This is a genomic window from Bradyrhizobium sp. CCBAU 11386 (genome assembly GCF_028128955.1).
Taxonomy (GTDB): domain Bacteria; phylum Pseudomonadota; class Alphaproteobacteria; order Rhizobiales; family Xanthobacteraceae; genus Bradyrhizobium.
In genome coordinates this window covers 40751-64867 of record NZ_LBKA01000260.1, presented here as the reverse complement: position 1 = coordinate 64867, position 24117 = coordinate 40751, and the positions used below count along the sequence as shown (strand labels likewise).

Genomic DNA, 24117 nt, shown 5'->3' with positions numbered 1-24117 from the left:
ATCTCACCGCCGAGCGCACATGGACTGATCGGGATCGCCCTTGCTGGGGCGGTCGATCTGCTCCATACCAGCCGCGGGGTGATTCCGGGATTTCCACCGTTCTGGGGCGGCAAAGGGCCTAAAAAGAGCGTGTCTTGCGCCCATTGGTGCACTGCGCTAAGGCTCAGAATAATTCCAAATCGGGACGAATCCGCGGCTCCCCCGACGTCGCGGGAAAAAGGGCTCGCCATGAGCGGCATTCTACAGAACTATCTTCCACTCGTCGTCTTCATAGGGGTAGCGGGCCTCATCGGCCTCGTGCTGCTGATCGCGCCTTTCATCGTGGCGTTCCAGCAGCCGGACCCGGAAAAGCTGTCGGCGTATGAGTGCGGTTTCAACGCCTTCGACGACGCCCGCATGAAGTTCGACGTCCGCTTCTACCTGGTCGCCATCCTCTTCATCATCTTCGATCTCGAGGTGGCGTTCCTGTTTCCGTGGGCGGTGGCGTTCGGCAAGCTTGGCGCGACCGGCTTCTGGTCCATGGTGGTGTTCCTCGCCGTGCTGACGGTCGGGTTCGCCTATGAATGGAAGAAAGGGGCACTGGAATGGGATTGAACCAGCCTGTACCGTCCGTTGGTCCGGTTCTCGCGCCGGCCCCTAAGGGCATTTTGGATCCGTCGACCGGCAAGCCGGTCGGGGCCAATGATCCGTTCTTCCTCGAGGTCAATTCGGAGCTGTCCGACAAGGGCTTCTTCGTGGCCGCGACCGACGACCTCATCACCTGGGCGCGCACCGGCTCATTGATGTGGATGACCTTCGGTCTCGCCTGCTGCGCGGTCGAGATGATGCAGGTGTCGATGCCGCGCTACGACGTCGAGCGTTTCGGCTTCGCGCCGCGTGCCTCGCCGCGCCAGTCCGACGTGATGATCGTCGCGGGTACGCTCACCAACAAGATGGCCCCGGCGCTGCGCAAGGTCTACGACCAGATGCCCGAGCCGCGCTACGTCATCTCGATGGGCTCCTGCGCCAATGGCGGCGGCTACTATCACTATTCCTATTCGGTCGTGCGCGGCTGCGACCGCATCGTGCCGATCGACATCTATGTGCCGGGCTGCCCGCCCACGGCGGAAGCGCTGCTCTACGGCGTGCTGCTGCTTCAGAAGAAGATCCGGCGCACCGGCACCATCGAACGCTAAGGTTTTACGTCATGGACGATGGCAAGCTCGACGCCCTTGGGCAAACGATCGTTAGCGCGCTTCCGGGCGCGGCCACCGGTCATTCGGTGGCCTTCAACCAGCTCACGGTGGATGTCGAGGCCGCCAGGATCGTCGAGGTGGTCAAGTACCTTCGCGACGATCCGAGCTGCCGCTTCGTCAACTTCACCGACATCACGGCGGTGGACTATCCGTCGCGCGAGAAGCGTTTCGACGTCGTCTATCATCTGATGTCGCCGACCCTGAACGCGCGGATCCGGCTCAAGGCCCAGGCCGACGAGACCACCCAGGTGCCGTCGCTGATCGATGTGTTCCCCGGCGCCGACTGGTTCGAGCGCGAGGCCTACGACCTCTATGGCGTGTTCTTCGTCGGCCATCCCGACATGCGGCGCATCCTCACCGATTACGGTTTCGAGGGCCATCCGCTGCGCAAGGATTTCCCGACCACCGGCTTCGTCGAGGTCCGCTACGACGACCAGGAGAAGCGGGTGGTGTACGAGCCTGTCAGGCTCAACCAGGAATTCCGCAAGTTCGATTTCCTCTCGCCGTGGGAAGGGGCGGACTATCCGCTTCCCGGTGACGAGAAGGCGAAGCAGTGAGTAGCGAATAGCGAGTGGCGAATAGGGATGTTAGTTGAGCGACCAGTCGATCAATTCGTATCGGGACCTGAGGGTATGGCAGGATGCCATGTCTCTGGCGGCGTCCTGCTATCGGTTGACGGCTCAATTCCCTCGCGACGAAATGTTCGGACTGACCTCGCAGATCAGGCGCGCGGCAACGTCCATTCCGGCAAACGTCGCGGAAGGACATGGGCGCGAAAACACCGGCAGTTTCGTGCAATCGCTGCGAATTTCGCAGGGATCGTTGAAGGAGCTGGAAACTCATCTGCTCTTGGCGGAGCGTGTCGGGATTTTGACTGCTTCCGATCTGGAGCCCGTCTTAGGTCGATGCGAGAGCTTGGGCAAAATGCTTCGCGCGTTGATACGTTCTCTGCAGGACAAGTCCACGAAATGACCATTCGCCACTCACTATTCGCCATTCGCCTCGCAGCAGGAGCTGCGTCATGAACGAGCAACCCGAAAACCTCCGCAACTTCACCATCAATTTCGGCCCGCAGCATCCGGCGGCGCACGGCGTGTTGCGCCTGGTGCTGGAGCTGGACGGTGAGGTGGTCGCGCGCGTCGACCCGCATATCGGCCTGCTTCACCGCGGCACCGAGAAGCTGATCGAGCAGAAGACCTATCTCCAGGCGATCCCTTATTTCGACCGCCTCGACTACGTCGCGCCGATGAACCAGGAGCACGCCTTCTGCCTCGCCGCGGAGAAGCTGCTCGGCATCGAGGTGCCGCGCCGCGGCCAGCTGATCCGCGTGCTCTATTGCGAGATCGGCCGCATCCTGTCGCATCTGCTCAACGTCACCACGCAGGCGATGGACGTCGGCGCGCTCACCCCGCCGCTGTGGGGCTTCGAAGAGCGCGAGAAGCTGATGGTGTTCTACGAGCGCGCCTCGGGCAGCCGCATGCATGCGGCCTTCTTCCGCGTCGGCGGCGTGCATCAGGACCTGCCACAGAAGCTGGTCGACGACATCGAGGCCTGGTGCGATCCGTTCCTCAAAGTGGTTGACGACCTCGACCGCCTGCTCACCGCCAACCGCATCTTCAAGCAGCGCAACGTCGACATCGGCGTGGTGCCGCTGAAGGAAGCCTGGGAGTGGGGCTTCTCCGGCGTGATGGTGCGCGGCTCGGGCGCGGCCTGGGACCTGCGCAAGTCGCAGCCCTATGAATGCTACGCCGAGATGGATTTCGACATTCCGATCGGCAAGAACGGCGACTGCTACGACCGCTACCTGATCCGCATGGAAGAGATGCGCCAGTCGGTGCGCATCATGAAGCAGTGCATCGAGAAGCTGAACGCGCCTGAGGGCAAGGGCCCCGTCGTCGTCGAGGACAACAAGGTCGCGCCGCCGCGCCGTGGCGAGATGAAGCGCTCGATGGAAGCGCTCATCCACCACTTCAAGCTCTACACCGAAGGCGTCCACGTGCCGGCCGGCGAGGTCTACGCCGCGGTCGAGGCGCCCAAGGGCGAGTTCGGCGTCTATCTCGTCGCCGACGGCACCAACAAGCCCTACAAGTGCAAGATCCGCGCGCCGGGCTTCGCCCATCTCCAGGCGATGGACCACATCTGCCGCGGGCATCTGCTCGCCGACGTCTCGGCGATCCTGGGTTCGCTCGACATCGTGTTCGGAGAGGTCGATCGGTGATGGCGCAAGCGCCAATCCAGTTTGACCGTGCCTCGGGGGCCCTTGAAGGGGCCAACCTGTGGGAGCGGACGGCTGCCTTGGCGCTGGTGACGGGGTCGAAGATCTCGTCGCACTTCTCGCATATGGGCTACATCGCCTGCGCGAACCTGCTGCGGAAAACGCTGCCCGAGCGCAACATCGCGATCAGGCTCAATCCCGACGCCGTGTTCGAATTCCCGTATGGCGACGGCTATTGGAGCAAGCTGCTCAACCGCTCCTATAATTATGAGGACGAGCTGGAGCTCCTGTTCGCCGACTCCATCGACGTCGATTACACGCTGCTCGATTGCGGCGCCAATTACGGCTACTGGTCGGTGCTGGTGTCGAGCAGGCCGTTCGGCTCGCACAAGGCGATCGCGATCGAGCCGTCGGGGCAGAACTATCCGAAGCTCGCCAACAACGCGCGCGTCAACGCTGGCCGCTTCGAGATCCTGAAATGCGCGATCGGCGCCGCTCGCGGTACCGCGCGGCTGTCCGGCACCAAGCACGAGGCCTTCAGCATCGCCGGCGATCCGTCGTCGGGCGGCGAGGAGGTTCCGGTCATCGCGCTGGACAACCTCATCGACGACGGCAAGGTTGCGGCGAGCGGCAAATACCTGATCAAGCTCGACGTCGAGGGCGTCGAGATCGAGGCGATCAAGGGCGGCGCCCGGCTGCTTGAGACCGACAGCGTCATCATGTGCGAGGAGCACGGCAGCGATCCGACCCACGCGGTGTCGCGCTTCATCCTCGAACAGACCCCGCTGAAGCTGATCGTGTTCGATCCGCGCAGCAACCGGATGGAGACCGTGAAGGAGCTGTCGATCCTCGACCGCATCAAGGTCTCGACCCACGTCGGCTACAACGTTTTCGGCACCGCAAGCGCATTCTGGCAGGACAGGATCGATGCCCTGAATGCCAAGACCCTGAATGCCAAGACCGCGCGCCGCATGCAGTGAGAGATTGAGAGATGTCCGTCCGCCGATTAGCACCGAAGGAAGTCCAGCCCGCGAGCTTTGCGTTCACGGAGGAGAACCTCGCGTTCGCCAAGCAGCAGATCGCGAAATATCCGGCCGGGCGCCAGGCCTCCGCTGTCATCGCCATCCTTTGGCGCGTCCAGGAACAGCACGAAGGCTGGGTGTCGGAAGCCGCGATCCGCGCCGTCGCCGACTTGCTCGACATGCCCTACATCCGCGTGCTCGAGGTCGCGACCTTCTACACGATGTTCCAGCTCGCCCCCGTCGGCAAGAAGGCCCACGTCCAGGTCTGCGGCACCACGCCGTGCCGCCTGCGCGGCGCCGAGGACCTGATCCACGTCTGCGAGCACCGCATCCACCACGAGCCCTTCCATCTCTCCAAGGACGGCAATTTCAGCTGGGAAGAGGTCGAGTGTCTCGGCGCCTGCGTGAACGCACCGATGGTGCTGATCGGCAAGGACACCTATGAGGACCTGACCAAGGAGAGCTTTGGCAAGGTGCTCGATGGCTTCGCCTCCGGCAATCCGCCAAAACCCGGTCCGCAGAACGGCCGCCAGTTCTCGGCGCCGATCACCGGGCCGACCACGCTGAAGGAGATCACCTGATGCGGGATCTCTCGTCGCCGGCCGTGCAGGGGAGCGGTGCCTTGAAGAAGTGGGGCTTCATCGCGATGCATGCCGCCGTGGCGGCCATTTTCATCTTCCTGCTTCAGCGTTTCAGCCTGAACGCGTCGCTGGAATCCAGCCTGCTCTGGGCGCTGACCTTCGCCGTCTGCGCCGCCGGACTTGCCTACAAGCAGTCCAATCGTTGATCGGAAAGCACTGATATGCTCGAGGACAAGGACCGCATCTTCAAGAACCTCTACGGCCTCCATGACTGGGGGCTCGAGGGTGCGCGGCGCCGCGGCGCCTGGGATGGTACGAAGAATATCATCGACAAGGGCCGCGACTGGATCATCAACGAGATGAAGGCGTCGGGCCTGCGCGGCCGCGGCGGCGCCGGCTTCCCGACCGGCCTGAAATGGTCGTTCATGCCGAAGGAATCGACCGACGGCCGGCCGAGCTATCTCGTCGTCAACGCCGACGAATCCGAGCCCGGCACCTGCAAGGATCGCGAGATCATGCGGCACGATCCGCATCTCCTGATCGAGGGCTGCCTGATCGCCAGCTGCGCCATGAACGCGCATGCCTGCTACATCTATGTCCGCGGCGAGTTCATCCGCGAGCGCGAGCATCTCCAGGCCGCGATCGACCAGGCCTATGAGGCCAAGCTGGTCGGCAAGGACAACGTCAACGGCTGGCCGTTCGACATCTACGTCGCGCACGGCGCCGGCGCCTATATCTGCGGCGAGGAGACCGCGCTGCTCGAAAGCCTCGAGGGCAAGAAGGGCCAGCCGCGCCTGAAGCCGCCGTTCCCGGCCAATGTCGGCCTGTTCGGCTGCCCGACCACCGTCAACAACGTCGAGTCGATCGCGGTGGCGCCGGACATCCTGCGCCGTGGCGCGGCGTGGTTCGCCGGCATCGGCCGTCCGAACAATGTCGGCACCAAGTTGTTCTGCATCTCCGGCCATGTCGAGCGGCCCTGCAACGTCGAAGAAGCCATGGGCATTCCGTTCCGTGAGCTGATCGACAAGCATTGCGGCGGCATCCGCGGCGGCTGGGACAATCTGAAGGCCGTGATCCCCGGCGGCTCGTCGGTGCGCATGGTGCCGGCCGAGCAGATCATCGACACGCCGATGGATTTCGACAGCTTGAGCAAGCTGCGCTCGGGCCTCGGCACCGCGGCCGTGATCGTGATGGACAAGTCGACCGATTTGATCCGCGCCATCGCCCGCATCTCGTACTTCTACAAGCACGAGAGCTGCGGCCAGTGCACGCCGTGCCGCGAGGGCACGGGGTGGATGTGGCGCGTCCTGACCCGCATGGCCGAAGGCCGCGCCCACAAGCGCGAGATCGACATGCTGCTCGAAGTCACAAAGCAGGTCGAAGGCCACACCATCTGCGCGCTCGGCGACGCAGCCGCCTGGCCGATCCAGGGCCTGATCGCGCATTTCCGTCACGAGATCGAAGCGCGCATCGACCAGTATTCGCACAAGGCCGACGTTGACGATATCGGCGTCCGCGATCCCGTGAACATGGTCGCGGCGGAGTAAGAGACATGACCAAGCTCATCATCGACGGCAAAGAGATCGATGTTCCGGCCGAGTACACGCTGCTTCAGGCGTGCGAGGCCGCCGGCGCCGAGATTCCGCGCTTCTGCTATCATGAGCGGCTGTCGATCGCCGGCAATTGCCGGATGTGCCTCGTCGAGGTGAAGGGCGGCCCGAAGCCGGTCGCAAGCTGCGCCTGGGGCGTGCGCGACTGCCGTCCGGGTCCCAAGGGCGAGCCGCCGGAAATCTCCACCCGTTCGCCGATGGTGAAGAAGGCGCGCGAAGGCGTGATGGAATTCCTTCTGATCAACCATCCGCTGGACTGCCCGATCTGCGACCAGGGCGGCGAGTGCGACCTCCAGGATCAGGCGATGGGCTATGGTGTGGACACCAGCCGCTTCGCCGAAAACAAGCGCGCGGTCGAGGACAAGTATCTCGGCGCGCTGGTCAAGACCTCGATGAACCGTTGCATCCAGTGCACACGCTGCGTCCGCTTCTCGGCGGAAGTCGCCGGCGCGCCTGAGATGGGTGCGACCGGTCGCGGCGAGGACATGGAGATCACGACCTATCTGGAGCATGCGCTGACGTCGGAATTGCAGGGCAACCTCGTCGACATCTGCCCGGTCGGCGCGCTGACCTCGAAGCCCTATGCTTTTGCGGCCCGTCCGTGGGAGCTCGGCAAGACCCAGTCGATCGACGTCATGGACGGCATTGGCTCGGCGATCCGCGTCGATACCCGCGGCCGCGAGGTGATGCGCGTGCTGCCGCGCATCAACGAGGCCGTGAACGAGGAGTGGATCTCGGACAAGACCCGTCACATCGTCGACGGCCTGCGCACCCAGCGCCTCGACCGGCCCTATATCCGCGAAGCCGGCAAGCTGCGCGCGGCGAGCTGGCCCGAGGCCTTTGCCGCGATCGCTGCGAAAGCGGCACGCACCGACGGCAAGCGCATCGGCGCGATCGCCGGCGACCTTGCCGGTGTCGAGGAGATGTTCGCGCTGAAGGATCTGCTCGCCAAATACGGCTCGAGCAATCTGGCGGTTCAGGGCGGCGACGCCTTCGATCCCGCGCTCGGCCGCGGCTCCTACATCTTCAACCCGACGCTTGTAGGCGTGGAGCAGGCCGACGCTCTGCTCGTCATCGGCGCCAATCCGCGCAAGGAAGCGGCCGTGTTCAACGCCCGCATCCGCAAGCGCTGGCGCTCCGGCGGCTTCAAGGTCGGCGTGATCGGCGCCAAGGCCGACCTGACCTATGACTACGACCATCTCGGCGCAGGCACCGAGACGCTCGGTGAGCTCGCGGCCGGGAAGCACTCCTTCATGGACGTGCTGAAGAACGCCAAGAACCCGATCATCCTGGTCGGCGCGGGCGCGGCCTCGCGTCACGACGGCGCCGCCATTCTGGCCGCCGCCGCCAAGCTCGCGATGGATGTCGGCGCGGTCAAGGACGGCTGGAACGGTTTCGGCGTGCTGCACGAGACCGCCTCGCGCGTCGGCGCGCTCGACATCGGCTTCTCCGCCACCGCCGGTGGCCTGAACGCCGCGCAGATGACGACCTTCGGGACGCTCGACCTGCTGTTCCTGCTCGGCGCCGACGAGATCAAGGCGCCGGACGGGACCTTTGTCGTCTATATCGGCACCCATGGCGACCGCGGCGCGCACCGCGCCGACGTGATCCTGCCGGCGGCCGCCTACACCGAGAAGTCCGCGATCTACGTCAACACCGAAGGCCGGGTGCAGATGACCGGCCGCGCCGCATTCCCGCCGGGCGAAGCCCGCGAGGACTGGGCGATCGTCCGCGCGCTGTCGGAAGCGCTCGGCAAGAAGCTCGGCTACGACTCGCTTGCCGCCCTGCGCCAGGCGATCTTCAAGGCCGTGCCGCATCTGATCCGTCTCGACCAGATCGAGTTAGGCAGCGCCGACCAGATCAAGAAGCTGGCAGGCAAGGGCGGCTCGCCTGAGAAGGCGCCGTTCAAGCCTCTGGTCGAGGACTTCTATTTGACCAACCCAATCGCGCGTGCGTCCGCCGTGATGGCGGAGTGCTCGCGGCTTGCCTCCGGGCAGATGCTGACCGCAGCGGAGTGAGCGTGATCTGATGGAATTCTTCGAAAGCGCATTCTGGACCGGTTTCCTCTGGCCGCTGATCATCATGGTCGCGGAGAGCGTCTTGGTGCTCGTCGTCCTCCTGGTCGCGATCGCCTACATCCTGCTCGCCGACCGCAAGATCTGGGCGGCGGTGCAGATCCGCCGCGGTCCGAACGTGGTCGGCCCCTGGGGCCTGCTGCAGTCGTTCGCCGACCTGCTGAAGTTCGTGCTGAAGGAGCCGATCATCCCGGCCGGTGCCAACAAGGGCGTGTTTCTCCTTGCTCCCTTGGTCTCATGCGTGCTTGCGCTCGCCGCCTGGGCGGTGATCCCGACCAATCTCGGCTGGGTGATCTCCGACATCAATGTCGGCGTCCTCTTCATCTTCGCGATCTCGTCGCTGTCGATCTACGGCATCATCATGGCCGGCTGGTCGTCGAACTCGAAATACCCGTTCCTGGCCGCGCTGCGCTCGGCCGCGCAGATGGTGTCCTATGAAGTCTCGATCGGCTTCGTCATCATCACCGTGCTGCTCTGCGCCGGCACGCTGAACCTGTCGGCGGTGGTCGAGGCCCAGCATGCCCGCGGCCTTGCCAGCCTGATCGGGCTGCCGCAGCTCACCATCTTGAACTGGTACGTCTGGCCGCTGTTCCCGATGTTCGTGGTGTTCTACGTCTCGGCGCTGGCCGAAACCAACCGTCCGCCGTTCGACCTCGTCGAAGCCGAATCCGAGCTCGTCGCCGGCTTCATGGTCGAGTACGGCTCGACGCCGTATTTGCTGTTCATGCTCGGCGAGTACGTCGCGATCGTCACGATGTGCGCGCTGGCGACGATCCTGTTCCTCGGAGGCTGGCTGCCGCCGGTGGACCTGCCGCCCTTCAACTGGGTGCCGGGGATCATCTGGTTCTCGCTCAAAGTCTTCTTCATGTTCTTCCTGTTCGCGATGGCGAAGGCGATCGTGCCCCGCTACCGCTACGATCAACTGATGCGCCTCGGCTGGAAGGTGTTCCTGCCGCTGTCGCTGGCGATGGTGATCGTGGTGGCCGGCGTGCTGCATTTCGCCGGCATCGCGCCGAAGTGAGGGCCGTCATGGGTATCAACATCAACGCCACTGCACGCTCGCTTCTGCTGTCGGAATTCGTCTCGGCGTTCTTCCTCGCCATGCGCTATTTCTTCCAGCCGAAGCCGACGCTGAACTATCCCTTCGAGAAGGGGCCGATCTCGCCGCGCTTCCGCGGCGAGCACGCGCTGCGCCGCTATCCGAACGGCGAAGAACGCTGCATCGCCTGCAAGCTGTGCGAAGCCGTGTGCCCGGCGCAGGCCATCACCATCGAGGCCGGCCCGCGCCGCAACGACGGCACCCGCCGCACCGTGCGCTACGACATCGATATGGTGAAGTGCATCTATTGCGGACTCTGCCAGGAGGCCTGTCCGGTCGACGCCATCGTCGAAGGTCCGAACTTCGAGTTCGCGACCGAGACCCGCGAGGAACTGTTCTATGACAAGGCCAAGCTGCTCGCCAATGGCGACCGCTGGGAACGCGAGATCGCGAAAGCGATCGAGCTCGATGCGCCGTACCGGTGAGATGAGAGCATGATCCTTTCCGCGCTGTTCTTCTATCTCTTCGCCGGCATCTGCGTCGCCTCGGCGGTGATGGTGATTGTCTCGCGCAATCCCGTGCACTCCGTGCTGTACCTGATCCTGGCCTTCGTCAACGCCTCCGGCCTGTTCGTGCTGATGGGCGCCGAGTTCCTCGGCATGATGCTGATCGTCGTCTATGTCGGCGCGGTCGCGGTGCTGTTCCTGTTCGTGATCATGATGCTCGACGTCGACTTCCTCGAGCTGCGCGAGGGCTTCATCGAGTATCTGCCGGTCGGTCTCGTGATCGGCGGCATCTTCATGTTCGAGCTGCTGCTCACCGTCGGTTTCTGGGTCATCAACCCCGGCGTCTCCAAGACCATCACGGCGGCGATCCCGACCAACGTCTCGAACACCGAGGCGCTCGGCCTCGTGCTCTATACGAAGTACATCCACTACTTCCAGCTCGCGGGCATGGTGCTGCTGGTGGCCATGATCGGTGCCATCGTGCTGACGCTGCGGCACAAGGCGAACGTGAAGCGGCAGGACATCAACGTTCAGAACGCGCGCACGCCTGAGATGGCGATGGCGATGCGCAAGGTGGCGCCGGGGCAGGGGCTCTCGGATGCCGATGCGGCGGAGTGGGTGAAATGACGATCGGGCTCGGACACTATCTGGCGGTCGGCGCGATCCTGTTCACGCTCGGGATCCTCGGTATCTTCCTGAACCGCAAGAACATCATCATCATCCTGATGTCGATCGAGCTGATCCTGCTCTCGGTCAACATCAACCTCGTCGCGTTCTCGACCTTCCTCGGCGACATCGTCGGCCAGGTCTTCGCGCTTCTGGTGCTGACGGTCGCTGCTGCCGAAGCCGCGATCGGTCTCGCCATCCTGGTGGTCTATTTCCGCAACCGCGGCTCGATCGCGGTTGAGGACGTCAATCTGATGAAGGGCTGAGCTCAGTCATGGTTCAGGCAATCGTATTCCTGCCGCTCCTGGGCGCCATCTTGGCCGGCCTGATTGCGCTGTTCGGCGCTCATGCCCGCAACCCCTCGGGCGACGAGGTCGAGCATCACGGCGACCACGGTCACGGCGATGCGCATGCGTCCGCCGCCCATGACGACCATGGTCACGACGATCACGCGCACGACGACCACGGGCACGGACCGGTCGAGCCGGCTGCGGCGGGCTCACGCGCGGCGGAGCTGATCACGACGGCATTGCTGTTCGTGTCGGCGGTGCTGTCCTGGATGACGCTGGTCGATGTCGGCTTCATGCACCATGACATGCGGATTCCGCTGTTGCCGTGGATCCTCTCCGGCGATCTCCAGGTCTACTGGACGCTGCGGGTCGACACGCTCACCGCCGTGATGCTGGTGGTGGTGACGACCGTGTCCTCGCTCGTGCACCTCTATTCCATCGGCTACATGGACGAGGATCCGTACCGGCCGCGCTTCTTCGGCTATCTCTCGCTGTTCACCTTCGCCATGCTGATGCTGGTGACCGCGGACAACCTCGTGCAGCTGTTCTTCGGCTGGGAAGGCGTGGGTCTCGCCAGCTACCTGCTGATCGGCTTCTGGTATCAGAAGCCGTCGGCGAACGCCGCCGCCATCAAGGCCTTCGTGGTCAACCGCGTCGGCGATTTCGGCTTCGCGCTCGGCATCTTCGCGATCTTCATGCTGGCCGGCTCGACCGATTTCGAGACCATCTTCCACGCCGCGCCCGGCCTCACCGGCAAGACCATCGACTTCCTCGGCTGGCACGCCGATGCGCTGACCCTGACCTGCCTCCTGCTGTTCATGGGCGCGATGGGCAAGTCGGCGCAGTTCCTGCTCCACACCTGGTTGCCGGACGCGATGGAAGGCCCGACCCCGGTCTCCGCGCTGATCCACGCCGCGACCATGGTCACCGCCGGCGTGTTCATGGTGGCGCGCCTGTCGCCGCTGTTCGAGCTCGCCCCGAACGCGCAGGCCGTCGTGATGTTCTTCGGCGCGACCACGGCGTTCTTCGCCGCGACCGTCGGCCTCGTCCAGAACGACATCAAGCGCATCGTCGCCTACTCGACCTGTTCGCAGCTGGGCTACATGTTCGTGGCGATGGGAGCAGGGGCCTATTCGGTCGGCATGTTCCACCTGTTCACGCACGCCTTCTTCAAGGCGCTGCTGTTCCTGGGCTCCGGCTCGGTGATCTACGCGATGCACCACGAGCAGGACATCCGCAACATGGGCGGCCTCTGGAAGAAGATCCCCTACACCTACGCGGTGATGGTGGTCGGCACGCTGGCCCTGACCGGCTTCCCGCTCACGGCCGGCTACTTCTCCAAGGACGCGATCATCGAATCGGCCTACGCCTCGCACAATCCGTTCGCGATCTACGGCTTCCTGATGACGATCGCCGCCGCCGGCCTGACCTCGTTCTACTCCTGGCGCCTGATCTTCAAGACCTTCCACGGCGAGCCCCATGACGAGCATCACTACGAGGCCGCGCATGAGGCCCCGCTCTGGATCCTGGTCCCGATCGGCGTGCTCGCGGTCGGCTCGATCGTCGCGGGCTTCCCGTTCAAGGAGCTGTTCGCCGGCCACGGCGTCGAGGAGTTCTTCCGCGAGTCCGTGAAGATGAACCCGCACATCATCGAGGAGATGCACCACATCCCCGAGACCATCGCCGTCCTGCCGACGGTGATGATGGTGCTGGGCTTCCTGGTCTCGTACCTGTTCTACATCCGCCGGCCCTACATCCCCGTTCGGCTCGCTAAAGAGCAGCCGATGCTGTACCAGTTCCTGCTCAACAAATGGTACTTCGACGAGCTGTACGACCTCATCTTCGTCCGTCCGGCGAAGTGGATCGGCTACCAGTTCTGGAAGAAGGGCGACGGCTTCATCATCGACGGCCTCGGGCCCGACGGCGTCTCGGCCCGCGTGCTGGACGTCACCCGCAACGTCGTGAAGATCCAGACCGGCTATCTCTATCACTACGCATTCGCCATGCTGATCGGCGCCGCCGGCCTGATCACCTGGTTCATGTTCGGCTTTGGAGGCCAGTAAATGACGACCTGGCCCATTCTATCGGTCACCACGTTCCTGCCGCTGGTCGGCGCGCTGATCGTCTATCTCAGCCGCGGCGACGACGAGGCGGCGCGGCGCAACTCGCGCTGGATCGCACTGTGGACCACGCTGATCACCTTCGCGGTGTCGGTGATCCTGGTCATGCGCTTCGATCCGGCGAACGCCGACTTCCAGTTCGTCGAGAAGGCGAACTGGCTCGCCACCGGCATCACCTACCACATGGGTGTGGACGGCATTTCGCTGCCGCTCGTGATCCTGACCACCGCCATCATGCCGTTCTGCATCATCGCGAGCTGGAAGGCGATCACCAGCCGCGTCCGCGAATACATGATGGCGTTCCTGATTCTGGAAACGCTGATGATCGGCACCTTCTCGGCGCTCGATCTCGTGCTGTTCTACCTGTTCTTTGAAGGCGGCCTGATCCCGATGTTCCTGATCATCGGCGTCTGGGGCGGCCCGCGCCGGGTCTACGCGTCCTTCAAGTTCTTCCTCTACACGCTGCTCGGCTCGGTCCTGATGCTGCTCGCCATCATGGCGCTGTACTGGAACGGCGGCACCACCGACATCCCGACACTGATGCACACCGCCGTGCCGCGGTCGTTACAGACCTGGGCCTGGCTCGCCTTCTTCGCCTCCTTCGCGGTGAAGATGCCGATGTGGCCGGTGCACACTTGGCTCCCCGACGCGCACGTCGAGGCGCCGACCGCCGGCTCCGTGGTCCTGGCCGCGATCCTGCTGAAGATGGGCGGCTACGGCTTCCTGCGCTTCTCGCTGCCGATGTTCCCCCTGGCGTCGCACGACTTCGCGCCGCTGATCTTCACGCTCTCGGTCATCGCCATCATCTACACCTCGCTGGTGGCGCTGATGCAGGAGGACATGAAGAAGCTGATCGCGTACTCTTCAGTGGCGCATATGGGCTTCGTCACCATGGGCATCTTCGCCGGCACCATGCAGGGCGTCGCCGGCGGCGTGTTCCAGATGATCTCGCACGGCATCGTCTCCGGCGCGCTGTTCCTCTGCGTCGGCGTGGTCTACGACCGCCTGCACACCCGCGAGATCGCGGCCTATGGCGGCCTCGTCAACCGGATGCCGCTCTACGCGCTGACCTTCATGATCTTCACCATGGCCAATGTCGGTCTGCCCGGCACGTCCGGCTTCGTCGGCGAGTTCATGACGCTGCTCGGCACCTTCAAGACCTCAATCCCGACCGCGTTCTTCGCTTCGACCGGCGTGATCCTGTCGGCGTGCTACGCGCTCTGGCTCTACCGCAAGGTCGTGTTCGGGACGCTGGTCAAGCCGTCGCTGATGACGATCAAGGATCTCACCTTCCGGGAGTGCCTGACGCTGTTCCCGCTGATCGCGCTGACGCTCCTGTTCGGGGTCTATCCGAAGCCGGTGCTGGACATGTCGGCGGCCTCGGTCCAGCAACTCGTCAACAATTACAACACCGCTGTGACGGCCGTGAAGGCCGCCGCACTGCTCCAGTGATCGGGCAGGTCAGGATATCGCCATGAGCTTTGAGACTGCAGGTTATCAACTGGCGCCGGTGCTGCCCGAGCTCGTGCTCGCGGTCGGCGCAATGGCCCTTCTGATGCTCGGGGCCTATCGCGGGCAGGGGACGACCAAGACGATCACGACGCTGGCGGTCCTGCTTCTGGTCGTGGTCGGCGTGCTCGAATACATGCTGCCCGCGGGCAAGCAGGTGACCTTCGGCGGCAGCTTCATCGTCGACGACTTCGCCCGCTTCATGAAGATTCTGACCCTGATCGGCTCGGCGGTGACGCTGGTGCTGTCGACCGAGTTCCTGTCCGATCCGTCGCGGCGCATCTTCGAATACGCCATCCTGGTGCTGCTCTCGACCCTCGGCATGATGGTGCTGATCTCGGCCGGCGACCTGATCTCGCTCTATCTCGGCCTTGAGCTGATGTCGCTCGCGCTCTACGTCGTCGCCACCTCGAACCGCGACAACGCCAAGTCGACCGAAGCCGGCCTGAAGTATTTTGTGCTGGGCGCGCTGTCCTCCGGCATGCTGCTCTATGGCGCCTCGCTGATCTACGGCTTCACCGGCACGGTCAGCTTCACCGGCATCGCGGCCACCGCGACGGCGGCGAATGTCGGTCTGGTGTTCGGTCTGGTGTTCTTGCTCGCCGGCCTCTGCTTCAAGGTCTCGGCCGTGCCGTTCCACATGTGGACGCCCGACGTCTATGAGGGTGCCCCGACGCCGGTCACCGCCTTCTTCGCCTCGGCGCCGAAGGTGGCTGCGCTCGCCGTCTTCACTCGCGTCACGCTGACCGCTTTCCCCGGCATCGTCTCGCAGTGGCAGCAGATCCTGGTGTTCGTGGCGATCGCCTCGATGGCGCTGGGTTCGTTCGCCGCGATCGGCCAGAGCAACATCAAGCGCCTGATGGCCTATTCCTCGATCGGCCACATGGGCTTTGCCCTGGTCGGCCTTGCCTCCGGCACCGTCGAGGGCGCGCAGGGTGTCTTGATGTACATTGTGATCTATGTCGCGATGACGCTCGGCTCGTTCTCGGTCATCCTCGCCATGAAGCGCAACGGCCAGGCCGTGGAGCAGATCAGCGATTTCGCCGGTCTCTCGCGCACCAATCCGCTGCTCGCCTTCATGTTCGCGATGCTGCTGTTCTCGCTCGCGGGCATTCCGCCGCTCGCCGGCTTCTTCGCCAAATGGTACGTCTTCGTTGCCGCCATCAAGGCGAACCTGTTCACGCTCGCCGTGATCGGCGTGCTCTCCAGCGTGGTGGGTGCCTACTACTATCTCGCCATCGTCAAGACGATGTATTTCGACGAGCCGGCCGGCCAGGTCGATCCGGTGCGCGTCGAGGTGAAGACGGTGCTGGCGGTCGCGGGTGCGTTCAACATTCTGTTCGCGTTGTTCGCGGGGCCGGTGGTGAGCGTCGCCTCCGCCGCCGCAAAGTCGCTGTTCTAGGATGGGGTTCGCGCTCGGTCCTCGCGCACTCTCGGCGGGCTACAAGCTCGCAGCTTTCGAGCGGACCGGCTCGACCAATACCGAGGCGATCGAGCGCGCCAGGGGCGGCGAACGCGGCCCGATGTGGTTCGTCACATCCGAGCAGACGGCCGGCCGCGGCCGGCGCCAGCGCGCCTGGATCGCGCCACGGGGTAATCTTGCCGCCAGCATCCTCGAGGTCATGAATGTTCCCCCCGCCGTCGCGGCCACGCTTGGCTTTGCCGCGGGGCTGGCGGAGGAGGCGGCCCTGGAGAAGGTGAGCCTGGAGGCCGCGCTGCGCCTCGGCGAGGGCCGTCCCCGCTACGCCCTGAAATGGCCGAACGACGTGCTTGTCGGCGGCAAGAAGCTGGTCGGCATCGGGCTTGAGGCCGAAGTCATCGGCGACCGCCTCGCGGTCGTCGTCGGCATGGGCACCAACGTCGTCGCCGCGCCGGAGGGCACGCCGACGCCCGCAGTGTCGCTGGCCGCGCTGGGCGTCCAGATCAGCGCCGAGGAGCTGTTTTCCGCCCTGTCCGACGCCTGGGTCGAGTTCCGCGGCATCTGGGACAATGGCCGCGGCTTTGCCGAGATCCGCAAGCTCTGGCTGAAGCGGGCCGCCGGTCTTGGCGAGGGGGTTGCGATCAACACGGGAACGACGACGCTGGAAGGCATTTTCGACACGATCGATGATACGGGTTGCCTGATCGTCCGCACTGCTGACGGCCGATGCCTGCCGGTGGCGGCCGGCGAGGTGTTCTTCGGCTCGGCCGCCTCCGTGGGAGCTGCGTGATGGCAAGGCCTGACGAACTGGTGTTTGCGCCGCTCGGCGGTGTCGGCGAGATCGGCATGAACCTGTCGATCTACGGCCTTGGCAACCGCCATCAGCGCGCCTGGCTCGCGGTCGATCTCGGCGTCTCCTTCGGCGACGAGGAGCATCTGCCGGGCATCGACCTGATCATGCCCGACATCAGCTTCCTGGAGAAGGAACGCAAGAACCTGATGGGCCTGGTGCTGACCCACGCCCATGAGGACCATTTCGGCGCCATCATCGACCTCTGGCCCAGGCTGAAATGCCCGATCTATGCGACCCAGTTCAGCGCGGCGCTGTTCGAGGCCAAATGCGCCGCCGAGCGCAACGTGCCAAAGATTCCGGTGACGGTGGTGCCGTCGGGAGGCCGCGTCGATATCGGCCCGTTCAACGTCGAGTTCATCCCGGTCGCGCATTCGATACCTGAATCGCATGCGCTGGCGATCCACACCGAAGCCGGCATCGTGCTGCACACCGGCGACTGGAAGATCGATCCGACCCCGATCATCGGCCGCCCGACCGACGAAAAACGGCTGCGCGAACTGGGCGACGAGGGCGTGCTCGCCCTGATCGGCGATTCCACCAACGCCGTGCGCGACGGCCGCTCGCCCTCGGAAGCCGAGGTCGCCAAGACCATTGCCGGTCTGGTCAAGGCCGCCAAGGGCAGGGTTGCCGTGACGACCTTCGCCTCCAACGTCGCCCGCATCAAAGCCGTTGCCGACGCTGCCAAGGCCGCCGACCGCGAGGTCGTCGTGGTCGGGCGCGCCATGGACCGCGTGTCGCAGGTCGCGCGCGAGACCGGCTATCTCGACGGCGTGCAGAGCTTTCGCTCGACCGACGTCTACGGCCATCTGCCGCAGGACAAGGTGCTGGCGCTCTGCACCGGCAGCCAGGGCGAGGCCCGCGCGGCGCTGGCGCGCATCGCCAATGACGACCATCCCGAGATCACGCTCAACCGCGGCGATTGCGTGATCTTCTCCTCGCGCACCATTCCCGGCAACGAGAAGGCGGTCGGTTCGATCATCAACAATCTGGTGCTCCAGGGCGTCGAGGTGATCACCGACCGCGACGCGTTGGTCCACGTCTCCGGCCATCCCCGCCGCGACGAGCTGCGCGACATGATCGCCTGGGTACGCCCGCAGCTCCTGATCCCCGTCCATGGCGAGGCCCTGCATCTGCACGAGCACGCCAAGCTCGCGCGCGCCGCCGGCGTGCCGCGGGTGCTGGTCTGCCGCAACGGCGACCTCGTCAAGCTCGGCCCCGGCGATCCCGGCATCGTCGGCGAGGTGCCCTCGGGCCGGCTCTACAAGGACGGCACGATCCTGGAGGATTCCAAGTCCCGCGCGGTGGTCGAACGCCGCCGCATGGCCTTTTCCGGCTGCGCTTTCGTCGCCATCGCCATGACCGCGCAGGGCGAGCTTGTCGACGAACCCGAGGTCGATCTCGTCGGCGTTCCCGAGAAGAACAGGGCGGGCGAGGCCTTTGACGACCTGGTCTTCGAGGCCGTGATGTCCACGATCGAGGGGCTGCCGAAAGCGCGCCGCCGCGATCCGGACGCCCTGGCTGAGTCGGTGCGACGCGCGGTCCGGGCCGTGATCAACGAACATTGGGGCAAAAAGCCCGCCTGTCTGGTACATGTGCTGGCAGTCTGATTGAGGCATGGTCTTTTCGGAAAAGGGCTTCACACTTTTCCGGATCATGCTCTGAGGGAGAGAAACATGCTGGGCCGGCTCAACCATGTCGCGATCGCGACCAAGGATGCCGTCAAGGCCGCAAAAATCTACGGCGCCGCGTTCGGGGCGCAGATCTCGGAGGCCGTGCCGCTGCCCGAGCATGGCGTCACCACCGTGTTCGCGACGCTGCCCAACACCAAGATCGAGTTCATCGAGCCGCTCGGTGAAGCTTCCCCGATCGCAAAGTTCCTCGAACGCAACGCCGACGGCGGCATCCACCATGTCTGCTACGAGGTCGTGGACATCATCGCCTCGCGCGACACCCTGGTGAAGGAGGGTGCGCGGGTGCTCGGCGACGGCGTGCCGAAGATCGGCGCCCACGGCAAGCCGGTGCTGTTCCTGCACCCGAAGGACTTTTCCGGCGCGCTGGTCGAAATCGAGCAGGCGTAAGGCCGCCCCATGGCCATCCAGATCTCGACCGCGCTTGCGATCTACTTCATCATCTGGTGGATCGCGCTGTTCCTGACGCTGCCGTTCGGCGTGCGCAGCCAGCACGAGGACGGCGTGGGCGCACCCGGCACCGATCCCGGCGCGCCGATCCTGACGCGGATGGGCCGCAAGCTGATCTGGACCACCATCATCTCCGCGATCATCTACGGCCTTGGGCTCGCGGCCTATCAGGCCGGCTACCTCTCGATCGAACGGCTGTCGAAATTGATGGGCATGCCGTTCTAGACGTTTTTTGCTGACGATATTGTTTTGGGGGACGAATGACTTTTCAGAGGATCGTCGTCGCGCTTCTGGTGCTGATCGTCGTTGGCCTGGGCGCCATCGGCTATTTTGAGTGGAAGATGGCCGTGCAGGTGCGAACGCTGAAGGCGTTCGTCGAGGGCTACGTCTTCAACGAAGCCGTGATGGCCTGCGAGCAGGCCAAGAGCTCGACGCCGTTCAAGTGGAACGGCGGCAAGAGCACCTCGGTGATCGGGCTGAACTCGGTCAAGCCAGACAAATACAACGTCAGCGCCAGCTACACGCTGTTGGCGGACGGCGTCTATTGTGATTACGATCCCATCAAAAGAAAGGCCGAGATCGGCTCGAGCTTCCTGGAGCGGGAGTAACGATCCGGCCATGCCAAGAGCATGATCCGGAAAAGTGTGAAGCGGTTTTCCGAGAAGATCATGCTCAAATAGAAAAACAAAGCGCGATTTCATCGCGCTTTACGGGATGGGATCGTCATGACCGGGGATCGGGCAGGGGACTACCGTATTCTGCATGAGGCGGCCTTGCGGGATTATCTCGCGGGTCTGCCGGATCTCGCGGCGCTGCTCGGCGCCGAGCCGGTGTCTTGGTCGATCACCGAGGTCGGTGACGGCAATCTCAACCTCGTCTTCATCGTCAAGGGCGACCGCGGCGGCGTCGCCGTGAAGCAGGCGCTGCCCTATGTCCGTCTTGTCGGCGAAAGCTGGCCGCTGCCGCTGTCGCGCGCCCATTACGAATTTTTGGCCTTGTCACGGCAGGCCGAGCTCGCCCCCGGCCTCGTGCCGGCGCTGCTGCATCACAACGAGAACCTGGCGCTGACGGTGATGGAGCTGCTCGAGCCCCACATCATCATGCGCAAGGGGCTGGTCGCGGCGACGCAATATCCGCGCTTTGCGGGCGACATCACCACCTTCATGGCCCGGACGCTGTTCTTCACCTCCGACCTCGCGCTCTCCGCGGCCGAGAAGAAGCAGGGCATCGCGGCCTTCGCCGGCAACCATGCGCTGTGCAAGATCACCGAGGACCTGATCTTCACCGATCCTTACCGTATCGCCGAGCAGAACCGCTGGACCGCGCCTTACCTCGACGGCCTGGCCGCGTCGTTGCGCGACGACATGGACCTGCACGTCGCGATCTCCCGGCTGAAGCTGAAGTTCATGGCAAGCCCGGAGGCGCTGCTCCACGGCGATCTCCACACCGGCTCGATCATGGTCACGGACAGCCAGACACGGGTGATCGATCCCGAATTCGCGTTCTACGGCCCGATGGGATTCGACGTCGGCGCCGTGCTGGCCAATCTGCTGATGGCCTATTTCGCCTCCGCCGGTCACGAGCACTCGCCGGGCGAACGGGCTGCGTTCGAGGGCTGGGTGCTGGAGACGGTCGAGCAGGTCTGGACCGAGTTCGCCCGCAAATTCCTCGACCTCTGGCGCGCCGGAGCCGCCGGCGACGCCTATCCGGTCTCGCTCTTCGCCGGTGAGAAGGGCGCCGCCCGCCTGGAGGCGGAGCGGCAGGCCTATATGCAGCGGCTGTTCGCCGACACCGTCGGCTTCGCCGCGGCAAAAACCATCCGCCGCATCTTCGGCCTCGCCCACAACATCGATTTCGAGCTGATCGAGGATCCGCGCAGGCGGGCGGTCAGCGAGGCCCGCGCCGTGCGGCTGGCGAGGGCGATGATGGTGGAGGCGGGGAGATTTCCCGATATCGCCAGCGTCACGGCAGCAGCCCGCGAGTTGCGCTCCCTTGTGCCGGAGTTTGCGACAGGCTAGCGGCCAGCGCGCAGGTACTGATCAATAGAGGTGCATGGGCAGCAGTACGCCGTCTGTGCCAACCAGCAGACCCCAGGTCTCGTTGGCCGCGACCTCGAACTCCCGGATCTGGACCGTGCCGCCCTCGACCTTGAGGGTGACCTTGTACTTGCCGGGCGGCAGATCGATCTTTTGGCTGTCCGGTATTTCGGATGCAGCGGAGTCGGAGTGCGCCAGTTTCTCGCCGGCGTGCGCCGCCAGCTCGATAGTCTGGTCGGCGACGGTGATGACCGCCCCCTCGTCCGACTTGTTGCCGAGCATCAGCTTTGCCTGCCTCGGCCTCGGCAGGAGGCCGGCATTCGCGATACCCGGCTTGCGCAGCGAAAGTTCGGCGATTGTCCTGTCGTTCTGACGGGAAAGCCGGAGCAGGACCGGTCCACGGGCCGTCGTGAAGGTGATCACGGCCCGGTCTGGTTCGACCACCGTCTCGATCCAGCCACGCTTGCCGAGCTCGGCGCGATAGAAGCCGAGCACCGCCGCGAGATCGCGCGGGGTCTCGGCGTAGACCGACGTGATGAACGGCGAATTCTTCGCCGTAGCGATGCTCCAGCTCTCTGGCAGTGGCAGACCGGTGCCCTGGGAAACCCTGGCTTCGAAACCCGCACCTGCGCCTCGTGCGACCGCTCCGACGGGGATGCTGAGCAGTCGTTCGACGAAATTGTCCGGAGTGTCATGGCCCCGGACCGCCCACCACGTTTCGTCGAGATAGTCGTTCACGCCTGTGGTGCGACTCCAGCTGAACCGGATGCTGTCCGCCTCGCTGTACCGGCCGAGGCTGGCCGCGACCGGGCTTGCCAGCACGGCCGTGGCGGCGACCAGACCGCCGATAAGCAAAGCACCTAGCGTTCGGCTTTTCATGTCCGGATTCCCATCTCGACGAGATCACTGGGCTGAAGGCCCTTGTCCTGAGCTTGGTCGCATCGATTACGCAGGACGTTCACCGCTCGTAGATCGTTGTTTCCGCTCCCGATTCCCAACGGGTTGAGGATTTCGCCGCAATGCACGACCGGATCCCGACGGCCCGCCGCCAAGCGGGCGTCTCGAACGATGCGTTGCAAGGAACTGCGGCATCCAAGGCGAAAAGAGGAGCTTGCACTCGACGTGCCGCGAGTGGTCAACTCCGTGACTGGAATATGCCTGCAGTGCCGGAGGGGACATGATGTTCAGGATTGTGGCGATCGTCGCTGGTTTGGGACTGGCGCTCGCCGCCACGGCGGAGGCCCAGACACCGCGCAAGGGCGGAACCATCCGCATGACCGCGCCCTACGGTTCGAGTTTCACCAGTCTGGACATTCACACCACCCAGCGCGCCCAGGACGAGATCTACGCCAAGGGCCTGCACCGGTCGCTCTACATCTGGAATTCCGCGGAAGGCAAGCCTGTCCTGGAACTCGCCAAGGAGGACGTGGTCTCGGGCGGAGGCCTCGTTCACACCTTCAAGCTGCGCGACGACGCCTATTTCCACAATGGCCGCAAGATGACCGCCGACGACGTCATCTGGTCCTACAACCGCATCATGGACGGCGCCAAGGCCTATCCCGGCGCGCGCTACGTCCGCGTGATCGAGGGCGCCGCCGCAGTCGAGAAGGGCCAGGCCAAGGAAATCTCCGGCCTGAAGAAGATCGACGACTTCACCGTTGAGATGAAGCTGACCGAGAAGGTCGATCCGGGCTTCTACTTCTTCACCGCGCTGACCTCGATCTATCCCGCCGACGAGGCCGCCAAGGAGGGCTTTATCCAGAAACCGATCGGTCTTGGACCGTTCAAGTTCGTCGAGCACGTGCCGGGATCGCGCATCGTCCTGGAGCGGTGGGACCGGTTCTACAAGCCCGGCAAGCCCTACGCCGACAAGGTCATCGTGTCGGTCATGGGCGAGGCCGCGGCCCGCGATGTCGCCTTCCGCAACAAGGAGATCGACACCTCGGTGCTGGGACCCGCGCAGTATGTCGCCTACCAGTCCGACGCGGACCTCAAGGGCACCATCGTCGAGGTCGCCGAGGTCTTCACGCGTTACATGGGGATGAATACCGGCTTCAAGCCGTTCGCCGACAAGCGCGTCCGGCAGGCCATCAACTATGCGATCGACACCGACCTGATCATCAACAAGCTGGTCAAGAACAAGGCCTATCGCGCCACCAGCTGGCTGCCGCTGACCTCGCCGCTCTACGACAAGACCATGAAGCCCTATGCCTTCGATCCCGCCAAGGCCAAGCAGCTGCTGGCCGACGCAGGCTATCCCTCAGGCTTCGAGTTCGAATGGACCACCAGCCAGAATGAAAGCTGGGGCCTGCCGATCGTCACGGCCGTCATCCCGATGCTGGACAAGGTGGGCATCAAGGCGAAGGTCAAGCAGGTCGAGACCGCGGTTCTGGCGGAGGTGGTTCGCAGCGGCGACTACCAGGCCTTCATCTACTCCCAGCAGACCGGCCCGGATCCGCAGGCCGCCCTCAAATGCTTCCACTCGTCGACGCCGCAATCAGCCTGCAACTACATGAACTTCAAGAACGCAGACTTCGACAAGTTGATCGACGAGGCCGGGCAGACCGACGACGCCGCAAAGCGCGGCCAGCTGCTGCAAAAGGCCAACGCGCTGCTCTATGACGAGGCGCCGGTCTGGTTCTTCAACTACAACAAGGCGGTCATGGCGGTGCAGCCGTGGCTCAAGGGAGTTCAGCTGAATGCGACGGAGCTGACCCATCAGACCGTCGAAGACCTCTGGGTCGACGAAACCTCGCCCGCGAAGTGACACGCGCTCCCTCCATCGCCACAAGCGATGGAGGG

25 protein-coding genes are annotated in these 24117 nt (G+C 64.4%); 24 read left to right on the top strand and 1 reads right to left on the bottom strand.

Annotation, left to right across the window (positions count from 1 at the left end; genetic code table 11):
• The first annotated feature begins 228 nt into the window (after positions 1-228).
• The 23 genes from XI09_RS42205 (at position 229) to mtnK (ending at position 21297) form a co-directional block, all read left to right on the top strand.
• Positions 229-594 (top strand): NADH-quinone oxidoreductase subunit A, encoded by a 366-nt coding sequence (locus tag XI09_RS42205; protein WP_008136158.1) that lies wholly within the window; start codon positions 229-231, stop codon positions 592-594.
• Entirely contained in the window at positions 564-1175 is a 612-nt protein-coding gene (locus XI09_RS42200) for a NuoB/complex I 20 kDa subunit family protein (RefSeq protein WP_442869660.1), read from the top strand. The genes XI09_RS42205 and XI09_RS42200 overlap by 31 nt, the downstream gene beginning before the upstream one ends.
• 11 nt (positions 1176-1186) lie before the next feature.
• Positions 1187-1792: an NADH-quinone oxidoreductase subunit C gene (locus XI09_RS42195; protein ID WP_271572221.1), complete on the top strand. Its 606-nt coding sequence runs from the start codon at positions 1187-1189 to the stop codon at positions 1790-1792.
• Positions 1793-1826: 34 nt separating this feature from the next.
• A complete protein-coding gene (locus tag XI09_RS42190) occupies positions 1827-2207 on the top strand; it encodes a four helix bundle protein (protein WP_271572220.1) in 381 nt (126 codons plus the stop codon).
• A gap of 49 nt (positions 2208-2256) precedes the next feature.
• Positions 2257-3453, top strand: a complete 1197-nt coding sequence (locus tag XI09_RS42185; RefSeq protein ID WP_271572219.1) for an NADH-quinone oxidoreductase subunit D — start codon at positions 2257-2259, stop codon at positions 3451-3453.
• Positions 3453-4430, top strand: coding sequence for an FkbM family methyltransferase (locus XI09_RS42180; RefSeq protein ID WP_271572218.1), 978 nt, complete (start codon positions 3453-3455; stop codon positions 4428-4430). The genes XI09_RS42185 and XI09_RS42180 overlap by 1 nt, the downstream gene beginning before the upstream one ends.
• Before the next feature lie 11 nt (positions 4431-4441).
• Positions 4442-5053, top strand: coding sequence for an NADH-quinone oxidoreductase subunit NuoE (nuoE, locus tag XI09_RS42175; protein ID WP_027559486.1), 612 nt, complete (start codon positions 4442-4444; stop codon positions 5051-5053).
• Positions 5053-5259, top strand: coding sequence for a hypothetical protein (locus XI09_RS42170; protein WP_271572217.1), 207 nt, complete (start codon positions 5053-5055; stop codon positions 5257-5259). Before nuoE ends, XI09_RS42170 begins: the two co-directional genes overlap by 1 nt.
• Positions 5260-5274: 15 nt before the next feature.
• Positions 5275-6600: an NADH-quinone oxidoreductase subunit NuoF gene (gene nuoF / locus XI09_RS42165; protein ID WP_018320146.1), complete on the top strand. Its 1326-nt coding sequence runs from the start codon at positions 5275-5277 to the stop codon at positions 6598-6600.
• Positions 6601-6605: 5 nt separating this feature from the next.
• Positions 6606-8681, top strand: coding sequence for an NADH-quinone oxidoreductase subunit NuoG (gene nuoG / locus XI09_RS42160; protein ID WP_271572216.1), 2076 nt, complete (start codon positions 6606-6608; stop codon positions 8679-8681).
• 10 nt (positions 8682-8691) lie between these two features.
• Positions 8692-9759 (top strand): NADH-quinone oxidoreductase subunit NuoH, encoded by a 1068-nt coding sequence (nuoH, locus tag XI09_RS42155; protein ID WP_084302793.1) that lies wholly within the window; start codon positions 8692-8694, stop codon positions 9757-9759.
• Between the two features lie 14 nt (positions 9760-9773).
• On the top strand, positions 9774-10262 hold the full coding sequence (nuoI, locus tag XI09_RS42150; protein ID WP_026232873.1) for an NADH-quinone oxidoreductase subunit NuoI: 489 nt from the start codon (positions 9774-9776) through the stop codon (positions 10260-10262).
• A gap of 9 nt (positions 10263-10271) precedes the next feature.
• On the top strand, positions 10272-10910 hold the full coding sequence (locus XI09_RS42145; RefSeq protein WP_271572215.1) for an NADH-quinone oxidoreductase subunit J: 639 nt from the start codon (positions 10272-10274) through the stop codon (positions 10908-10910).
• On the top strand, positions 10907-11215 hold the full coding sequence (gene nuoK, locus XI09_RS42140) for an NADH-quinone oxidoreductase subunit NuoK (RefSeq protein ID WP_092180923.1): 309 nt from the start codon (positions 10907-10909) through the stop codon (positions 11213-11215). The genes XI09_RS42145 and nuoK overlap by 4 nt, the downstream gene beginning before the upstream one ends.
• An 8-nt stretch (positions 11216-11223) precedes the next feature.
• Complete coding sequence (gene nuoL / locus XI09_RS42135) at positions 11224-13302, top strand: NADH-quinone oxidoreductase subunit L (RefSeq protein WP_271572214.1); 2079 nt, start codon at positions 11224-11226, stop codon at positions 13300-13302.
• Positions 13303-14811: an NADH-quinone oxidoreductase subunit M gene (locus XI09_RS42130; RefSeq protein WP_271572213.1), complete on the top strand. Its 1509-nt coding sequence runs from the start codon at positions 13303-13305 to the stop codon at positions 14809-14811.
• Positions 14812-14833: 22 nt separating this feature from the next.
• A complete protein-coding gene (gene nuoN / locus XI09_RS42125) occupies positions 14834-16270 on the top strand; it encodes an NADH-quinone oxidoreductase subunit NuoN (protein WP_271572212.1) in 1437 nt (478 codons plus the stop codon).
• A gap of 1 nt (position 16271) precedes the next feature.
• Positions 16272-17078 (top strand): biotin--[acetyl-CoA-carboxylase] ligase, encoded by an 807-nt coding sequence (locus tag XI09_RS42120; protein ID WP_271572211.1) that lies wholly within the window; start codon positions 16272-16274, stop codon positions 17076-17078.
• Entirely contained in the window at positions 17078-18748 is a 1671-nt protein-coding gene (locus XI09_RS42115; protein ID WP_271572210.1) for a ribonuclease J, read from the top strand. Before XI09_RS42120 ends, XI09_RS42115 begins: the two co-directional genes overlap by 1 nt.
• A 66-nt stretch (positions 18749-18814) precedes the next feature.
• Positions 18815-19219 (top strand): methylmalonyl-CoA epimerase, encoded by a 405-nt coding sequence (mce, locus tag XI09_RS42110; RefSeq protein WP_157330446.1) that lies wholly within the window; start codon positions 18815-18817, stop codon positions 19217-19219.
• 9 nt (positions 19220-19228) lie between these two features.
• Positions 19229-19504 carry a DUF1467 family protein gene (locus XI09_RS42105; RefSeq protein ID WP_271572209.1) on the top strand — a complete coding sequence of 92 codons (276 nt, stop codon included), beginning with the start codon at positions 19229-19231 and terminating at the stop codon, positions 19502-19504.
• 35 nt (positions 19505-19539) lie between these two features.
• Positions 19540-19887: a hypothetical protein gene (locus tag XI09_RS42100; protein ID WP_271572208.1), complete on the top strand. Its 348-nt coding sequence runs from the start codon at positions 19540-19542 to the stop codon at positions 19885-19887.
• 117 nt (positions 19888-20004) lie between these two features.
• A complete protein-coding gene (gene mtnK / locus XI09_RS42095) occupies positions 20005-21297 on the top strand; it encodes an S-methyl-5-thioribose kinase (protein ID WP_271572207.1) in 1293 nt (430 codons plus the stop codon).
• 21 nt (positions 21298-21318) lie between these two features.
• Here the strand turns inward: mtnK and XI09_RS42090 are convergent, their stop codons facing one another.
• The gene (locus XI09_RS42090; RefSeq protein ID WP_271572206.1) at positions 21319-22194 is read right to left on the bottom strand and encodes a hypothetical protein; all 876 of its coding nucleotides are present in this window, start codon (positions 22192-22194) and stop codon (positions 21319-21321) included.
• A gap of 298 nt (positions 22195-22492) precedes the next feature.
• Here XI09_RS42090 and XI09_RS42085 point away from each other — a divergent pair, with 298 nt between their 5' ends.
• Positions 22493-24082 (top strand): ABC transporter substrate-binding protein, encoded by a 1590-nt coding sequence (locus XI09_RS42085; protein ID WP_271572205.1) that lies wholly within the window; start codon positions 22493-22495, stop codon positions 24080-24082.
• Positions 24083-24117 lie beyond the last annotated feature (35 nt).